The following is a 16,672-nucleotide window of genomic DNA, read 5'->3' as shown; positions in this document are numbered from 1 at the left end:
CAACATGACTGACCGTATCGAATTGAGCACCGCCAACGAGTTTATTGCGCGCCACATCGGCCCACGTCAGGCGGATGAAAAAGCCATGCTCGCGACCCTGGGTTTCGACTCCCTGGAAGCGCTGAGCGCCAGCGTCATCCCGGACAGCATCAAGAACACCAGTGTTCTGGACCTGTCCGCCGGGCAAAGCGAAGCTGATGCCCTGGCGTCGATCAAAGCCATCGCCAGCAAAAACCAACTGTTCAAAACCTACATCGGCCAGGGCTATTACAACTGCCACACCCCGGCACCGATTTTGCGCAACCTGTTGGAAAACCCGGCTTGGTACACCGCTTACACCCCCTATCAGCCGGAGATTTCCCAAGGTCGACTGGAATCGCTGCTGAATTTCCAGACTTTGATCAGCGACCTTACCGGCCTGCCCATCGCCAACGCCTCGTTGCTCGATGAAGCCACCGCCGCCGCCGAGGCCATGACGTTCTGCAAACGCTTGAGCAAGAACAAAAGCAGCCACCTGTTCTTCGCCTCCAGCCATTGCCACCCGCAGACCCTTGATGTACTGCGCACCCGTGCCGAACCGCTGGGCATCACTGTCGTCGTTGCAGACGAAAACGAGCTGAGCGATGTCAGCGAGTATTTCGGTGCCCTGCTGCAGTACCCGGCGAGCAACGGTGACCTGTTCGATTACCGCGAACTGGTCGAACGTTTCCACGCCGTTCATGCCCTGGTCGCCGTGGCTGCCGACTTGCTGGCCCTGACCTTGCTGACCCCTCCGGGTGAGTTCGGCGCAGACGTGGCCATCGGCAGTGCGCAACGCTTTGGCGTGCCATTGGGCTTTGGTGGGCCACACGCGGCCTACTTCTCGACACGCGATGCGTTCAAACGCGATATGCCAGGCCGTCTGGTCGGTGTTTCCATCGACCGTCATGGCAAGCCAGCCTACCGCTTGGCGATGCAGACCCGCGAACAACATATCCGTCGCGAAAAGGCCACCAGCAACATCTGCACCGCGCAGGTTCTGTTGGCCAACATTGCCAGCATGTATGCGGTCTATCACGGGCCACGCGGCCTGACACAAATCGCCAAGCGTACGCACCAGCTGACCGCGATCTTCGCCGAGGGCTTGAAGCAGTTGGGCTTGAACGTTGATCAGGCGTTCTTTTTTGACAGCCTGACCCTGAACACCGGGGCCGACACCGCTGCGCTGCACGTCAAAGCCCGCGCCCAACAGATTAACCTGCGTGAAATCGATGCTCAGCGCCTTGGTCTGTCGTTCGACGAAACTATCCAACAGGCCGACGTCGAAACCCTGTGGCAGCTGTTCGCCACTAACGGGCAAAGCCTGCCGGACTTCAATGCGTTGGCCAGCAGCGTAGAATCACGCCTGCCTGCCGCGTTGCTACGCCAGTCAGCGATCCTCAGCCATCCAGTGTTTAACCGTTACCACTCCGAAACCGAGCTGATGCGTTACCTGCGTCGTTTGGCCGACAAGGACCTGGCACTGGACCGCACCATGATTCCGCTGGGCTCATGCACCATGAAGCTCAATGCCGCCAGCGAAATGATCCCGATCACCTGGGCCGAGTTTGGCAATCTGCACCCCTTCGCACCCGCCGAGCAAAGCCTGGGCTACCAGCAACTGACCGACGAACTGGAAGCGATGCTCTGCGCCGCGACCGGTTACGATGCCATCTCGCTGCAACCTAACGCCGGTTCCCAGGGCGAATACGCTGGCCTGCTGGCGATCCGTGCTTACCACCAGAGCCGCGGCGATGATCGTCGCGACATCTGCCTGATCCCGTCGTCGGCCCACGGCACCAACCCCGCGACCGCCAACATGGCCGGTATGCGCGTGATCGTGACTGCCTGTGATGCACGCGGCAACGTCGACATCGAAGACCTGCGCGCCAAGGCCATTGAGCACCGCGAACACCTCGCCGCACTGATGATTACCTACCCATCGACGCATGGTGTGTTCGAAGAAGGCATCCGCGAGATCTGCGGGATCGTCCATGATAACGGCGGCCAGGTGTACATCGACGGCGCCAACATGAACGCCATGGTCGGCCTCTGTGCACCGGGCAAGTTCGGCGGCGATGTCTCGCACCTGAACCTGCACAAAACCTTCTGCATTCCCCACGGCGGTGGCGGCCCAGGCGTTGGCCCGATCGGCGTCAAATCGCACCTGACCCCGTTCTTGCCGGGCCACGGGACGATGGAGCGCAAAACAGGCGCTGTCAGCGCAGCGCCGTTTGGCAGCGCGAGCATTCTGCCGATCACTTGGATGTACATCCGCATGATGGGTGGCGAAGGCCTCAAGCGCGCGTCGCAACTGGCGATCCTCAACGCCAACTACATTTCCCGTCGATTGGAAGAGCACTACCCCGTGCTGTACACCGGCAGCAACGGGCTTGTCGCCCACGAATGCATCCTCGATCTGCGTCCGCTTAAAGACAGCAGCGGTATCAGCGTCGATGACGTTGCCAAGCGGTTGATCGATTTCGGCTTCCACGCGCCGACCATGTCGTTCCCGGTTGCTGGCACCCTGATGATTGAGCCGACTGAAAGCGAATCCAGGGAAGAACTGGACCGTTTCTGCGAAGCCATGATCCGCATCCGCGAAGAGATCCGCGCAGTAGAAAGCGGGACGCTGGACAAGGACGACAACCCGTTGAAGAACGCGCCGCACACCGCCGCTGAAATCGTCGGTGAATGGTGCCATCCGTACAGCCGAGAACAAGCGGTGTACCCGGTAGCCTCGTTGATCGAGAACAAATACTGGCCGCCGGTGGGTCGCGTCGACAACGTGTTTGGCGACCGTAATCTGGTCTGCGCATGCCCGTCCATCGAGAGCTATCAAGACGCCTGATCGAGATGGGGCTACTGTGCAAAGTAGCCCCATCCTTGATACGACGCATGACCCGGTAGGCGCGGGCTTGCCCGCGATTACGGCGTATCGGAGACACCACGCCAGTCCGATCGCGAGCAAGCTCGCTCCTACAATTAAACGCGACCTCCCTGTCTATAATAAAAAACCGGAGTGCAACCATGTCGCTGAGCGTGTTCGACCTGTTCAAGATTGGTATCGGCCCCTCCAGTTCGCATACCGTGGGCCCGATGCGGGCGGCTGCCCGGTTCGCCGAAGGTCTGCGCCGCGACGATTTGCTGACGACAACGGCCTGCGTCAAGGTCGAGCTGTATGGCTCACTGGGCGCTACCGGCAAGGGCCATGGCAGCGACAAGGCCGTGCTGCTGGGCCTGGAAGGCGAACACCCTGACACCGTCGATACCGAAACCATCTCTGCGCGTCTGCAACAGATTCGCAGCAGTCAGCGCCTGAACCTGCTCGGTGAACACAGCATCGAGTTCGTCGAAAAACAACACTTGGCGATGATCCGAAAACCCTTGGCGTTCCATCCAAACGGCATGATTTTCCGTGCCTTTGATGCCGCCGGTTTGCAGACTCGTAGCCGCGAATATTATTCCGTCGGTGGCGGCTTTGTTGTCGATGAAGACGCCGCCGGCGCTGACAGGATCGTAGAAGACAGCACTCCTCTGACCTATCCGTTCAAAAGCGCCAAGGATTTGCTGGGCCATTGCACGGCGCATGGCCTGTCTATCAGCCAGGTGATGTTGGCCAACGAAGCCGCCTGGCGCCCGGAAGCGGAAACCCGCAAAGGCCTGCTGAACATCTGGCAGGTCATGCAGGATTGCGTGAAAGCGGGGTGCCGCAATGAAGGGATTTTGCCGGGCGGGTTGAAGGTCAAACGCCGGGCTGCAGCGCTACACCGTCAGCTGTGCAACAACCCGGAGGCGGCGCTGCGTGATGCACTGTCAATGCTCGATTGGGTCAACCTGTACGCCCTGGCGGTCAACGAAGAGAACGCCAACGGTGGCCGGGTCGTCACCGCCCCCACTAACGGTGCAGCGGGGATTGTCCCGGCGGTGCTGCATTACTACATGCGCTTTATCTCCGGCGCCAATGAAGACGGGGTTGTGCGCTTTCTGCTCACGGCGGCGGCGATTGGCATTCTTTACAAAGAAAACGCCTCGATCTCTGGCGCCGAAGTGGGCTGTCAGGGCGAAGTCGGCGTGGCCTGCTCAATGGCGGCCGGAGCGTTGTGCGAAGTGTTGGGCGGCAATGTTCAGCAGGTAGAAAATGCCGCCGAAATCGGCATGGAACACAACCTGGGCCTGACGTGCGACCCGATTGGCGGCTTGGTGCAGGTGCCCTGCATCGAGCGCAACGCGATGGGTTCGGTGAAAGCGATCAATGCCGTGCGCATGGCGTTGCGCGGCGATGGTCAGCACTTCGTCTCCCTCGACAAAGTGATTCGCACCATGCGCCAGACCGGTGCCGACATGAAAAGTAAATACAAGGAAACCGCCCGAGGCGGGTTGGCCGTGAACATTATCGAGTGCTGAAACAGCCTCATGAAATCGACTGCTTTCGCCCTCCCTACAAAGCGAAAGCCGGAAAACTCCAAGGAGCCATGAATGTCCACCGAACAGCTGTTAACTACCCCGCTGCACGCTTTACACCGCGAACTGGGGGCCAGAATGGTGCCGTTTGCCGGCTACGACATGCCCGTTCAATACCCCGCTGGCGTGCTTAAGGAACACCAGCACACCCGCGCGCATGCCGGCTTGTTCGATGTATCGCACATGGGCCAGATTCGCCTGACCGGCGCCAACGCCGCCAAAGCGCTGGAAACCCTGGTGCCGGTCGACATCATCGACCTGCCCGTGGGCATGCAGCGCTACGCGATGTTCACCAATGAAAGCGGTGGCATTCTCGATGACCTGATGGTCGCCAACATCGGCAACGACGAGCTGATTCTGGTGGTCAACGCCGCCTGTAAAAACCAGGACCTTGCGCACTTGCAACAGCACCTGACCGGTCAGTGCGACATCCAGCCCCTGTTCGAAGAACGCGCCCTGCTGGCCCTGCAAGGTCCGGAAGCAGTGACCGTCCTTGCACGTCTGGCTCCGAAAGTGGCGAACATGACGTTCATGCAGTTTGCCAAGGTGACGTTGCTCGGCGCCGACTGCTACGTCAGCCGCTCCGGCTACACCGGTGAAGACGGTTTTGAAATCTCGGTCCCCGCCGATCAAGCCGACGCATTGGCCCGCCGTTTGTTGGCCGAACCAGAGGTCGCCCCCATCGGGCTCGGTGCCCGCGACTCTCTGCGTCTCGAAGCAGGCCTGTGCCTGTATGGCCACGACATGAACACCGAGACCACACCGGTTGAGGCCAACCTGTTATGGGCGATCTCCAAGGTTCGACGCGCCGACGGCGCACGTGCCGGTGGCTTCCCCGGCGCGGAGCAGATCTTTGCTCAGCAGCAAGCCGGTGTGAGCCGCAAACGTGTCGGCTTGCTGCCGCAGGAACGTACGCCGGTCCGTGAAGGCGCAGAAATCGTCGATGCCAACGACAAACCCATTGGTACAGTCAGCAGCGGTGGGTTCGGTCCAACGCTGGGTGGACCGCTGGTCATGGCTTACCTCGACAGCGCTTACACCGCGCTGGACAGTGAAGTCTGGGCCATCGTGCGGGGTAAGAAAGTGCTGATGCGGGTCAGCAAAATGCCATTCGTGGCGCAGCGTTACTACCGTGGTTAACAGGCGAGGTTAAAGGCGGCCGCCCGTAAACTGGACACCCAAAAACAGGGCAACTGGCCGTCATGCAATCGCAATGTATACCGCTGTAAAGTGCGCTGTTAGTCCACGGCGCACTTTGCATATAGCCAGGCACACGGGTAAAAAACCATCGATCTTGCCTGACGGGCACACCGTTCAAAAAAGCTGGAGAGTGCCGGAAACCTGCGCCTGAGCAGGGCTTGTTTTTTCTGCCATGGTTGGCGTAGAGTTTCTTAACTGTGTTTGCATGGGTCGCTTGAACCGTGACCTGGGCAGTAGCTCTAAGTATTGCTACATCCCGCTCGACGTTTCTTACTACCTGCAGCCAGTCCAGTACTCTTTCAGGCGAAAGAGACTGTCATCAATTCAAGTTCCAGGGAAATAAGAAAATGTCGAATCGTCAGAGCGGTACCGTCAAGTGGTTTAACGACGAAAAGGGTTTTGGTTTTATCACGCCAGAGAGCGGTCCGGATCTGTTCGTCCATTTCCGCGCTATTCAGGGCAGCGGCTTCAAGAGCCTGAAAGAAGGTCAGAAGGTGACCTTCATTGCGGTGCAGGGCCAAAAAGGCTTGCAGGCGGATGAAGTTCAAGCCGAAGCTTAAATAGCGATCAGTAAAAAAGCCCCTGATGCTGACATCAGGGGCTTTTTTATGGCTGGGATTCCGTAAAATGGGTTCTTTTTGCAAACGAGAGCCCGCCATGTCGAAACACCTGCTCCGCCCACAAGGCGACTTTCCCGTTGCAGGCTTGGGCCGCCGCCTTGCGGCGATGTTCTATGACGCCCTGCTGTGCATCGCGCTGCTGATGGTCACCACCTTCGTTTATAAGCTGATCCTGATGGCCTTTATCGGTGAGGCTCAATTACGCGCGATGTCCGAGTCCGGGGCGCTGGACAGCGACCCGCTGCTTTCAACGATTCTGGTGTTTGTGCTGTTCGGTTTCTTCGCCAAGTTCTGGACCCATTCAGGCCAGACCCTCGGGATGCAGGTGTGGGGCATTCGTGTGCAGAACGCCGACGGCACTGCCATCAGCCTGTGGCAGGCACTGTTGCGTTTCGTGGTCGCTATCGGTTCGTGGCTATGTGTGGGACTGGGCTTTTTCTGGGTATTGTTCGATAAGCAGAAACGCAGCTGGCATGACATATATTCCGACAGCCAGCTGGTGCAGGTACCCAAGCAGAAAAAATAGTGGCTCTGGATGAACTGCTTACGCGCAACGCGCATGCCTGGCGCACCCTGTAAAAAAGCCGACTCGACGTCGGCTTTTTTGTCTGTCTTTTTTCTAGCCCGCCCGGCGTAGCAGCCAGACCCCAGCCACGGCACAGATCCCGGAAGGCACCAGCACCGCGAACAGCGGCGAAAATCCGAACACCAGACTAGACGGCCCAAGCAGGTCCTGGGCAATGCGGAAGGTGAAGCCGACCAGCACCCCGGTGAACACCCGTTGACCCAGGGTCACCGAGCGCAACGGGCCGAAGATGAACGAGATCGCCATCAACACCAGCGCCATTGTGACCAGCGGCTGCAGGACTTTGGTCCAGAACGCCAACCAGTAACGGCCATTGTTCAAGCCCTGATCCGCAAGATAATGTGCGTAACTCCACAAGCCAGTGATCGACAGCGAGTCCGGCGGCAAGACCAGCGTGCTGAGCAATAGTGGGCTGAGGGACGCGTCCCAACGATCATTCGGGCTTTTGACGACTTCGGTGCTGTCAGCATGGAAAAGCGTCGTGGTCACGTCTTCCAGCATCCATGAATCATTCTCGAACTTCGCCTTCTTCGAGAAGCTTGCGGACTGCATGTGCCGCTGATCGTCGAAACGATAGCGAGTCACGCCGTACAGCACCCCATCGGGTTGTACGGTATTGATATGAATGAACTCTTCGCCCTGACGGTGCCACACCCCGTACCTGCCGCTTTGCGATTCGTCGCTGCCTTGGGCCAGGGCTCGGTTGGACTGAGCCAGGTCCTCAGCGGGCGGTGCGACATATTCGCCCACCAGCAAGCCAGCGACCATCAGTACCAGCATCGGCTTCATTACCGCCCAGACGATACGCCCGATGGACACACCCGCTGCGCGCATGATGGTCAGTTCACTGCTGCTGGCCAGACTGCCAAGGCCAACCAGACAACCGATCAGTGCAGCCATCGGCAACATGTCGTAGACACGTCGCGGCGCAGTCAGCAATACGAAGGAAGTAATATCGGCCAAGGTGTAGGTGTTGCTGATGTCTTTTATTTCATCAATGAAAGCAAACAGCGAAGCCAGCCCCAAAATGACCCCGAGCACGCCAAGGATCGCGACTAGAACACTCTTGCCAATATAGCGGTCGATTTTAACCACGGGCCACCTCCTGCGCCGTGCGGCGGCTCGCCATTTTCAACCGCAGAGGTTCCCAGTACAGCAATAACAGGCCAATGCCCAGAAACAACGCATGCACCCACCACAGGCCCAGAACCATTGGGATTTTGCCCCGCTCCAGCGCACCGCGAGCGGCAATCAAAATGGTCAGGTACGCCATGTACAGAAGGATCGCCGGAAGCAGCTTGAGGAAACGCCCTTGACGCGGGTTGGCCTTGGCCAGCGGCACCGCCATCAATGTCACGATAAACACAAGGACCGGCAGGGCGAGCCGCCACTGCAACTCAGCCTTGTAGCGAGGGTTGTCGCTGCCGAACAAATCACGGGTCGGAATCGACTCGCGGTCGGTAATTTCCTCGCTGATCGCGGGTTTTGGCAACAGGGCGCCATAGGTATCGTATTTGATGGCGCGGTAGTTGGCCTCACCGGGGTTGCCGTCATAACGGTAACCATTCTCCAGAATCAGGTAGCGACTACCATCAGCCCTGACCTCCTGATGCCCCTTCTCGGCGACCAGAACGGAGATCCCTTGATCCTTGGCCCCATTCTGGGTCGGGCGTTTCTCGGAGATGAATACCCCACCCAGACGAGCGCGGTCGTCTGAAAGCGTTTCTGTGTAAGTAATCCGCGAACCGTCGCGCAGCTCCTGGAAGCGGCCAGGTACCAGCGTATCGAACTCAGTCAATGCGTCTTGTTGATTGACGATCATAGAAACCTGCGCTGCGCCTTGCGGCGCCAACCCCAGGCTCAGCCAGGTGACCAGCAGCGCAACCACGGTCGCTGGCGCCATGGTGATCCACAGCAAACGCTGCTGGCTCATGCCGGTGGCGGCCAGGACAGTCATCTCGCTTTCCAGATAAAGCCGACCGTATGCCAGCAGAATGCCCAGAAACAAGGCCAGCGGCAGGATCAGTTGCAAGAAGCCAGGCAGACGAAAGCCGATGATCAAGAACAGCACACCGGGGTCAAGGGCTCCCGATGCGGCTTGAGCCAGGTATTTGATGAAGCGTCCGCTCATGATGATTACCAACAACACGGCGCTGACCGCGCTCAAGGTAACCAGCACTTCTCGGGACAGATAACGAAAGACAATCAAACCAGACACTCCAGGGTTGTCAGGCGCAGGCGGCCAAACAAAGAAAGCGAATCAGCCACAGTGGTAACCGGCTCGCAGAAGCGACCCGCCTAAAAAATATGCGGCATTATCCTGTGATTGAGGGTCCCTGTCACTGCGCCTTCTCTATAGAAGGTTGATACGCTCGATACGACAACGTCAGGACTGCATGTAAACGTATCGCGCGAAGGGTTGTCAGGGTCCGTGCGTCAGGGTCAAACTGCGGGCCTTGTAGCAGGCGCCACAGATTCGAGATACCTCTCTGTGGCCGCGCATGTCACTTATTCTACGAAAACTCACAGTTTATTCGGGGACCCCGACATGGAATTTGTTGTAAAGAGCGTTAGTCCAGAAACTTTGAAAACCGCTACGCTGGTGGTCGCCGTCACTGAAGACCGCACCCTCAGCGACGCAGCAACAAAGCTCGATACCCTCAGCGGCGGCGCGATTACTGCGGCGCTCAAACGTGGCGACCTGCCTGGTAAAGTCGGCCAAAGCCTGTTGCTGCACACTCTGCCCAACCTCAAAGCCGAACGCGTGCTGTTGGTCGGCGTGGGCAAAGAAACTGAATTGTCTGATCGTCAGTTCCGCAAAGTCGTCACCGGCGCGCTAAACGTGCTTAAAGGCCTGGGCGGCAGCGATGCGGTCATTGCCCTCGGCGATCTTGCGGTCAAGAGTCGCGACACCTACGGCAAAGTGCGCCTGCTGGTAGAGACCCTGGCTGATGGCGAATATGTGTTCGACCGTTTCAAAAGCCAGAAAGCCGAGCCCCGCGCCCTGAAAAAAATCACCTTGCTGACCAGCAAGGCAGCACTGGCTGACACCGAGCGTGCCGCAACTCACGCCGCCGCCATCGCCACAGGCATGGCCTTTACCCGCGACCTGGGCAATCTGCCGCCCAACGTCTGCCACCCAAGCTACCTGGCCGAAGAAGCGAAAGCGTTGGGCAAGGAACACAAGCATCTCAAAGTCGACATCCTCGACGAGAAGAAGCTCAAGGAACTGGGCATGGGCGCTTTCCTGGCCGTGGCTCAGGGCAGCGAACAACCGCCCCGCCTGATCGTGATGAATTATCAGGGCGGCAAGAAGAGCGACCAGCCGCATGTTCTGGTCGGCAAGGGCGTCACCTTCGACACCGGCGGCATCAGCATCAAGCCTGCCGCAGGCATGGACGAAATGAAGTACGACATGTGCGGTGCCGCCAGTGTATTCGGCACCCTGCGCGCCGTGCTTGAGCTGAAACTGCCAATCAATCTGGTGTGCCTGCTGGCTTGCGCCGAGAACATGCCAGGCGGCAACGCCACTCGTCCGGGCGATATTGTCAGCACCATGAGCGGTCAGACCGTCGAGATCCTCAACACCGACGCCGAAGGCCGTCTGGTGCTGTGCGACACCCTGACCTACGCCGAACGCTTCAACCCACAAGCTGTGATCGATATCGCCACCCTGACCGGCGCCTGCATCGTCGCATTGGGCGGCCACACCTCCGGGCTGATGGGCAACAACGATGCGCTGATCGGACAACTGCTCGACGCTGGCAAGAAGGCCGACGACCGCGCATGGCAATTGCCATTGTTCGAGGAGTACCAAGAGCAACTTGACAGCCCGTTCGCCGACATTGCTAACATTGGCGGCCCTAAAGGCGGCTCGATCACCGCAGGCTGTTTCCTGTCACGCTTTGCCAAAGCCTATAACTGGGCCCACTTGGACATCGCGGGCACTGCATGGCTGAGCGGCGGTAAAGAAAAAGGCGCCACTGGCCGCCCGGTTCCGCTGCTGACTCAATACCTGCTCGACCGCGCTGGCGTATAAAACGCTTAAGGGCGTATCGGCCGTTTGGCTGATACGCCCTGCGCTCTGGAGCTGACATGACTCAAGTCGACTTTTATATCCTGCCCAGCGCTGACCCGCTGGCACGCCTGGACTTCGCCTGCAAACTCAGCGAAAAAGCCTGGCGCCTGGGCCACCGGGTGTACATCCATTGCAGCGATGCCGCCCAGCGCGACGATCTCGACGCCCGGCTGTGGCGCTTCAAGGGCGAAAGCTTCGTGCCCCATGGCGCTGCGGAAGACGATCAGGACGCACCCGTCGTTTTAGGCTTGGGCGATGACTCTGGGCACCATCAGGATCTGCTGGTCAATCTGGACCTGCGCATCCCCGATTTTTTCAAGCGTTTTGCCCGCGTGGCGGAAGTCGTGGTAGAAGACCCTGCGATTCGTCAGGCCGCACGAGAGAGCTTCCGCTTCTATCGTGAACAGGGCTATCCTCTGCAAGATCACCGATTACAGCGTCTCTGAGCACACGATGGATACTCAAAAACCCCTGAAAGACTCCGCACATCTACTGGATGACCTTGAGTCGATCCGCCAATTACTCGGCGATGACTCCTTGCAACCGCCGTTGCTGACCGACTCGGTCGCCAGCGACGTACAGATTCCGTTACTGTTCAACGTGGTGGGCGCTCAGGCGACTGCACACACCGACACGGATGACACCGACTCCGATGCCGACGAGGCGGACATTCCAACCCTGACGCCAGAACCTCCGGCGACACAACCCGAACCCGTCAGCGCCAATCCAGATCGCCTGTTGCACCTGGAAAGCGAATTGCGCGCCGCTGCGCAATTGATCATGCAAGATGTTATCGACGACTTCGCCCCGCACATAGAAACCGAAATCAAACGCCGCCTTGATGCGCGGATGGAACGGTTGCTGAGTCAATATCAAGGTTGAGCAACTGCTTACCCCTGCAGGAGCGGGCTTGCCCGCGCCTGCACATTCCATGATCCGGCATTTTTATCCCGCTGGTGATCGCCTCGCTCTACGCCCCGCTGTTCATCCCCGTTATACTTGTCGGCTTTCCTGAATTAATGCCTATTAGGGTCCCGCCGCGCATGGATAAGACCTACCAGCCGCACGCTATTGAAACTTCCTGGTACCAAACCTGGGAGTCCGAGAACTATTTCGCTCCGCAAGGCACGGGTGACGCATACACCATCATGATCCCGCCGCCGAACGTCACCGGCAGCCTGCACATGGGTCACGGCTTCAATAACGCGATCATGGACGCCCTGATCCGTTTCCGCCGCATGCAGGGTCGCAACACCCTGTGGCAGCCGGGTACCGACCACGCCGGTATCGCCACGCAGATGCTGGTAGAGCGCCAGATCGAAGCTCAAGGTCTGAGCCGTCACGACCTCGGCCGTGAAAAATTCCTCGAAAAAATCTGGGAATGGAAGGATCAGTCAGGTGGCAACATCAGCCGGCAGATCCGCCGTCTGGGTTCATCCGTGGACTGGAACCGCGAGCGTTTCACCATGGACGACGGCCTGTCCGATGCCGTCAAAGAAGCCTTCGTGCGCCTGCATGAAGACGGCTTGATCTATCGCGGCAAGCGTCTGGTCAACTGGGACACCAAGCTGCACACGGCGATCTCCGATCTGGAAGTGGAAAACCACGACGAGAAAGGTCACCTGTGGAACCTGCGTTATCCACTGGCTGACGGCGCTCAAACCGCTGACGGCCTGGATTATCTGGTCGTAGCCACCACGCGCCCGGAAACCATGCTGGGCGACGCCGCTGTAGCGGTTAACCCGGAAGACGAGCGCTATAAAGCCCTGATCGGCAAATTCGTCGAACTGCCACTAGTGGGCCGTCGTATCCCGATCATCGCTGATGATTACTGCGATCCTGAATTCGGCACCGGCTGCGTGAAGATCACACCAGCCCACGACTTCAACGACTATGAAGTCGGCAAGCGCCATAATCTGCCGCTGCTGAACATCTTCGACAAGAACGCCGCCGTGCTACCTGTCGCGCAGGTGTTCAACATCGACGGCACACTCAACGATCAAGTGGATGGCACTCTGCCCGCAGCCTACGCCGGTCTCGACCGTTTCGAAGCGCGCAAGCAGATCGTCGCCGCCCTCGATGAAATGGGTTTGCTGGTCAGTGTCGATGACCACGCGCTGAAAGTGCCCAAGGGCGACCGCTCCGGGACCATTATCGAACCGTGGCTGACCGATCAGTGGTACGTCTCCACCAAGCCGTTGGCCGAACCGGCCATCGCCGCCGTGGAAGATGGCCGCATCGCCTTCGTGCCCAAGCAGTACGAAAACATGTACTTCTCGTGGATGCGTGACATCCAGGACTGGTGCATCAGCCGTCAACTCTGGTGGGGCCACCGCATCCCGGCCTGGTACGACGAGTCCGGCAAAGTCTATGTCGGCCGCGACGAAGCCGAAGTGCGCGCCAAGCACAACCTGGGCCCGGACATCGCCCTGCAACAGGACAACGACGTTCTCGACACATGGTTCAGCTCCGGGCTTTGGACCTTTTCGACCTTGGGTTGGCCGGAAAAAACCGAAGCACTCAAGACCTTCCACTCCACCGACGTGCTGGTTACCGGCTTCGACATCATTTTCTTCTGGGTCGCCCGGATGATCATGCTGACCATGCATTTGGTGAAGAACGAAGACGGCACGCCGCAGGTTCCGTTCAAGACCGTGTACGTGCATGGTCTGGTACGCGACGGCCAGGGTCAAAAGATGTCCAAGTCCAAGGGCAACGTCCTTGACCCACTGGACATCATCGACGGCATCGAACTCGAAGACCTGGTCGCCAAGCGCACCACCGGGCTGATGCAGCCGAAACTGCTGAAGAAAATCGAAAAGCAGACCCGTGAGGAGTTCGCCGACGGTATCGCCAGCTATGGCACCGACGCCCTGCGCTTTACGTTCTGCTCGCTGGCCTCCACCGGCCGCGACATCAAGTTCGACATGGGCCGCGTCGAAGGCTATCGCAACTTCTGCAACAAGATCTGGAACGCCGCACGCTACGTTCTGGACAAGGGTGAAGACTGCGGCCAGAACGGCGAAGCGGTAGAGCTGTCGCTGGCGGATCGCTGGATCATCTCCCAGCTGCAACGCACTGAAAGCGAAGTGACCCGACACCTCGACCAGTTCCGCTTCGACCTCGCGGCACAGGCATTGTATGAGTTCATCTGGAACCAGTATTGCGACTGGTACCTGGAACTGTCCAAGCCGGTATTGTGGGACGAAACCGCACCGGTCGAGCGTCAGCGCGGCACCCGCCGTACGCTGGTACGGGTACTGGAAGTCGCTTTGCGTCTGGCTCACCCGTTCATGCCCTTCATCACCGAAGAGATCTGGCAGCGCCTGGCGCCACTGGCTGGCGTGAGCGGCAAGACGATCATGCTGCAACCGTGGCCAGTGGCCAACGAAGCACGCATCGATCAGGCCGCCGAAGACGATATCGAGTGGCTCAAGGGCCTGATGCTCGGCACCCGCAACATTCGCGGGGAAATGAACATCGGCCCAGGCAAGCCGCTGCAATTGTTCCTCAAGAACGTCAGCGCCGAAGATCAGCGTCGCCTGACCGAAAACGACTACCTGTTGAAAAAACTGGCCAAGCTCGAATCCATCACCGTGTTGGCTGAGGGCGTTGAAGCGCCGCTGTCTGCCACAGCGCTGGTGGGCGAGATGGAAGTGCTGGTGCCGATGGCCGGCTTGATCGACAAAGCCGCCGAGCTGGCGCGCCTGGACAAGGAAATCCTGCGCCTGCAAGGTGAAGTGCAACGCGTCGGAGGCAAGCTGTCCAACGCCGCCTTCGTCGACAAGGCTCCACCTGAAGTCATCGCCAAAGAACGCGCCAAAATGGCCGAAGCCGAACAGGCTTTGGGCAAGCTGGCTGAGCAACACGCACGGATCGCCAGTTTGTAAGGGCGACAAGTAAGACTGGCTCGCAAGCGAGCCAGTGGCACCCTGTAGGAGCTGCCGAAGGCTGCGATCGACTGCGAAGCGGTCGTGACCTTAAATAAGCGAAGGTTGTTTCAACCTTATCGCAGCCTTCGGCAGCTCCTACAGGGCTACGCCTACACTCCACAGAATTGACTCCTCATGACAGCTCCACGCACACCTAAAGCACCCAGCAAACCCGCCGAGCCCCGTGAAAAAGCGACCCTGCATCCCCGTAACCGCCATCAAGGCCGTTACGACTTTGCGCAGTTGATCAAAAGCAGCCCGGAACTGGCCGAATTCGTGGTCATCAATCCCTATGGCAAGGAAAGCATCGACTTCGCCAACCCGACTGCCGTGCGGGTGTTCAACCGGGCCTTGCTCAAGTCCTATTATGGCGTTGCCCACTGGGATATCCCGGCGGACTATCTTTGCCCGCCGATTCCAGGGCGTGCCGATTACTTGCACTTCATCGCTGACCTGTTGGCCAGCAGCAACGACGGCGTTATCCCGCGCGGGGCGTCGATTCGTGCGCTGGATATCGGCATGGGCGCCAACTGCGTCTATCCGTTGATCGGTCACAGCGACTATGGCTGGCAGTTCCTCGGCTCGGAAATCGATCCGACTGCTGTTGCGGCCGCTACTGCCATCGTCAAGTCCAATGGCCTGAGCAAAGCCATCAGCCTGCGCCTGCAAAGCAATCGCTCGCATATCCTTCTGGATCTGCTGCGCAGCGACGAACGTTTCGACCTGAGCGTGTGCAACCCGCCGTTCCACGCCTCAATCGACGAAGCGCAACGCGGCAGTCAACGCAAATGGCGCGCCCTCGGCAAGGCTGACCCCAAGCGCAAATTGCCGGTCTTGAACTTTGGTGGGCAGTCGCAGGAATTGTGGTGCGAAGGCGGCGAAATTGGCTTCGTGACGCAACTGATCAATGAGAGCAAGCAAGTACCGCGGCAAGTATTCTGGTTCAGTACGCTGGTGTCGAAAGCCTCCAATCTGGCCTCGATTCAAAGCACGCTGAAAAAAGCCGGAGTTGTGGAAAGCCACGTGGTGGAAATGTCCCAAGGCCAGAAGCAGAGCCGCTTCGTTGCCTGGACTTTCCTCGATAAAGCACAGCAGCAAGCATGGCGCCTAGAGCGCTGGGCATCGGCCAAAAGCTGAGTTCATGCTGGATGGGTTTACCGCAGGCCTGAAAAAGCCGTGCCCGGAGTGATCCGGAGCACGGCTTTTTTACAGCAAGTAAAACGGCCCTTAAGGCCGCGTCAGCTTACTTGTTAACCGAATCGGTCAACCCTTTAGCAGGTACGAACTTGATCACTTTTTTGGCAGCGATTTCAATGGCAGCGCCCGTCGACGGGTTACGGCCAGTGCGAGCTGGACGCTCGGTCACTTTCAATTTACCAATGCCAGGCAAAGTGATTTCAGCGCCATTTTCCAGTTGGTCAGCAACAATTTGGCCCAATTGCTCAAGAGCATTACGCGCGGTGGTTTTTGGCGCGTCGATAGCTTCAGCGATATCGGCGATCAATTGGTCTTTAGTCAGAGCCATGGTGGTGTTCCTTCCCTATCAAATTCATGTGGATTGCAGAATGCGGCATCGGCCCGGGGCCAGACAATGAATCCGGCCCTCCAGTAGCAGCCACGATTAATCGCGAAATGTAGATACTGAAACCGGGCTTTGGTTCGACCTGACGCTTACAAACTGCATGCTTAGCGCCCTTCAAGTGCGCAAGACCGGGCAAAACTAGCACAGAGACGCTCAAATATCCGCACCTACCTACCCATTTGGTCAGCTTTA

The 16,672-nt window shown here is 58.7% G+C and carries 13 protein-coding genes; 10 read left to right on the top strand and 3 right to left on the bottom strand.

Annotated features, from left to right (window positions below; genetic code table 11):
* Positions 1-4: 4 nt before the first annotated feature.
* From gcvP to RHM55_RS20355, 5 genes are all read left to right on the top strand, one after another.
* Positions 5-2,869, top strand: a complete 2,865-nt coding sequence (gene gcvP / locus RHM55_RS20375) for an aminomethyl-transferring glycine dehydrogenase (protein WP_322178044.1) — start codon at positions 5-7, stop codon at positions 2,867-2,869.
* A gap of 179 nt (positions 2,870-3,048) precedes the next feature.
* Complete coding sequence (locus tag RHM55_RS20370) at positions 3,049-4,425, top strand: L-serine ammonia-lyase (RefSeq protein WP_322178043.1); 1,377 nt, start codon at positions 3,049-3,051, stop codon at positions 4,423-4,425.
* A 72-nt stretch (positions 4,426-4,497) separates the two neighbouring features.
* On the top strand, positions 4,498-5,622 hold the full coding sequence (gene gcvT / locus RHM55_RS20365; RefSeq protein WP_322178042.1) for a glycine cleavage system aminomethyltransferase GcvT: 1,125 nt from the start codon (positions 4,498-4,500) through the stop codon (positions 5,620-5,622).
* Positions 5,623-6,029: 407 nt separating this feature from the next.
* On the top strand, positions 6,030-6,242 hold the full coding sequence (locus RHM55_RS20360; protein ID WP_322178041.1) for a cold-shock protein: 213 nt from the start codon (positions 6,030-6,032) through the stop codon (positions 6,240-6,242).
* Positions 6,243-6,339: 97 nt separating this feature from the next.
* Complete coding sequence (locus tag RHM55_RS20355; protein WP_322178040.1) at positions 6,340-6,828, top strand: RDD family protein; 489 nt, start codon at positions 6,340-6,342, stop codon at positions 6,826-6,828.
* Positions 6,829-6,921: 93 nt separating this feature from the next.
* On the opposite strand, the gene lptG is transcribed toward RHM55_RS20355, so the two are convergent.
* Entirely contained in the window at positions 6,922-7,983 is a 1,062-nt protein-coding gene (lptG, locus tag RHM55_RS20350; protein WP_322178039.1) for an LPS export ABC transporter permease LptG, read from the bottom strand.
* Complete coding sequence (gene lptF, locus RHM55_RS20345) at positions 7,976-9,097, bottom strand: LPS export ABC transporter permease LptF (RefSeq protein WP_322178038.1); 1,122 nt, start codon at positions 9,095-9,097, stop codon at positions 7,976-7,978. Before lptF ends, lptG begins: the two co-directional genes overlap by 8 nt.
* A 339-nt stretch (positions 9,098-9,436) precedes the next feature.
* Here lptF and RHM55_RS20340 point away from each other — a divergent pair, with 339 nt between their 5' ends.
* The 5 genes from RHM55_RS20340 to rlmF all read left to right on the top strand — a co-directional run bounded on the left by RHM55_RS20340 (position 9,437) and on the right by rlmF (position 16,035).
* The gene (locus RHM55_RS20340) at positions 9,437-10,927 is read left to right on the top strand and encodes a leucyl aminopeptidase (protein WP_322178037.1); all 1,491 of its coding nucleotides are present in this window, start codon (positions 9,437-9,439) and stop codon (positions 10,925-10,927) included.
* Positions 10,928-10,983: 56 nt separating this feature from the next.
* Positions 10,984-11,412, top strand: a complete 429-nt coding sequence (locus tag RHM55_RS20335) for a DNA polymerase III subunit chi (protein ID WP_322178036.1) — start codon at positions 10,984-10,986, stop codon at positions 11,410-11,412.
* Between the two features lie 7 nt (positions 11,413-11,419).
* Positions 11,420-11,848, top strand: coding sequence for a DNA polymerase III subunit chi (locus tag RHM55_RS20330; protein ID WP_322178035.1), 429 nt, complete (start codon positions 11,420-11,422; stop codon positions 11,846-11,848).
* Positions 11,849-12,009: 161 nt separating this feature from the next.
* Positions 12,010-14,856, top strand: coding sequence for a valine--tRNA ligase (locus RHM55_RS20325; protein ID WP_219060937.1), 2,847 nt, complete (start codon positions 12,010-12,012; stop codon positions 14,854-14,856).
* A gap of 177 nt (positions 14,857-15,033) precedes the next feature.
* On the top strand, positions 15,034-16,035 hold the full coding sequence (gene rlmF / locus RHM55_RS20320) for a 23S rRNA (adenine(1618)-N(6))-methyltransferase RlmF (RefSeq protein ID WP_322178034.1): 1,002 nt from the start codon (positions 15,034-15,036) through the stop codon (positions 16,033-16,035).
* Between the two features lie 106 nt (positions 16,036-16,141).
* On the opposite strand, the gene RHM55_RS20315 is transcribed toward rlmF, so the two are convergent.
* A complete protein-coding gene (locus tag RHM55_RS20315) occupies positions 16,142-16,423 on the bottom strand; it encodes an HU family DNA-binding protein (protein ID WP_219060935.1) in 282 nt (93 codons plus the stop codon).
* Between the last annotated feature and the right edge of the window lie 249 nt (positions 16,424-16,672).

The sequence above is a fragment of the Pseudomonas sp. MH9.2 genome, assembly GCF_034353875.1.
GTDB lineage: Bacteria > Pseudomonadota > Gammaproteobacteria > Pseudomonadales > Pseudomonadaceae > Aquipseudomonas.
Note: the sequence above shows the minus strand (reverse complement) of the source record. Positions and strands in the feature narration are given on the sequence as shown.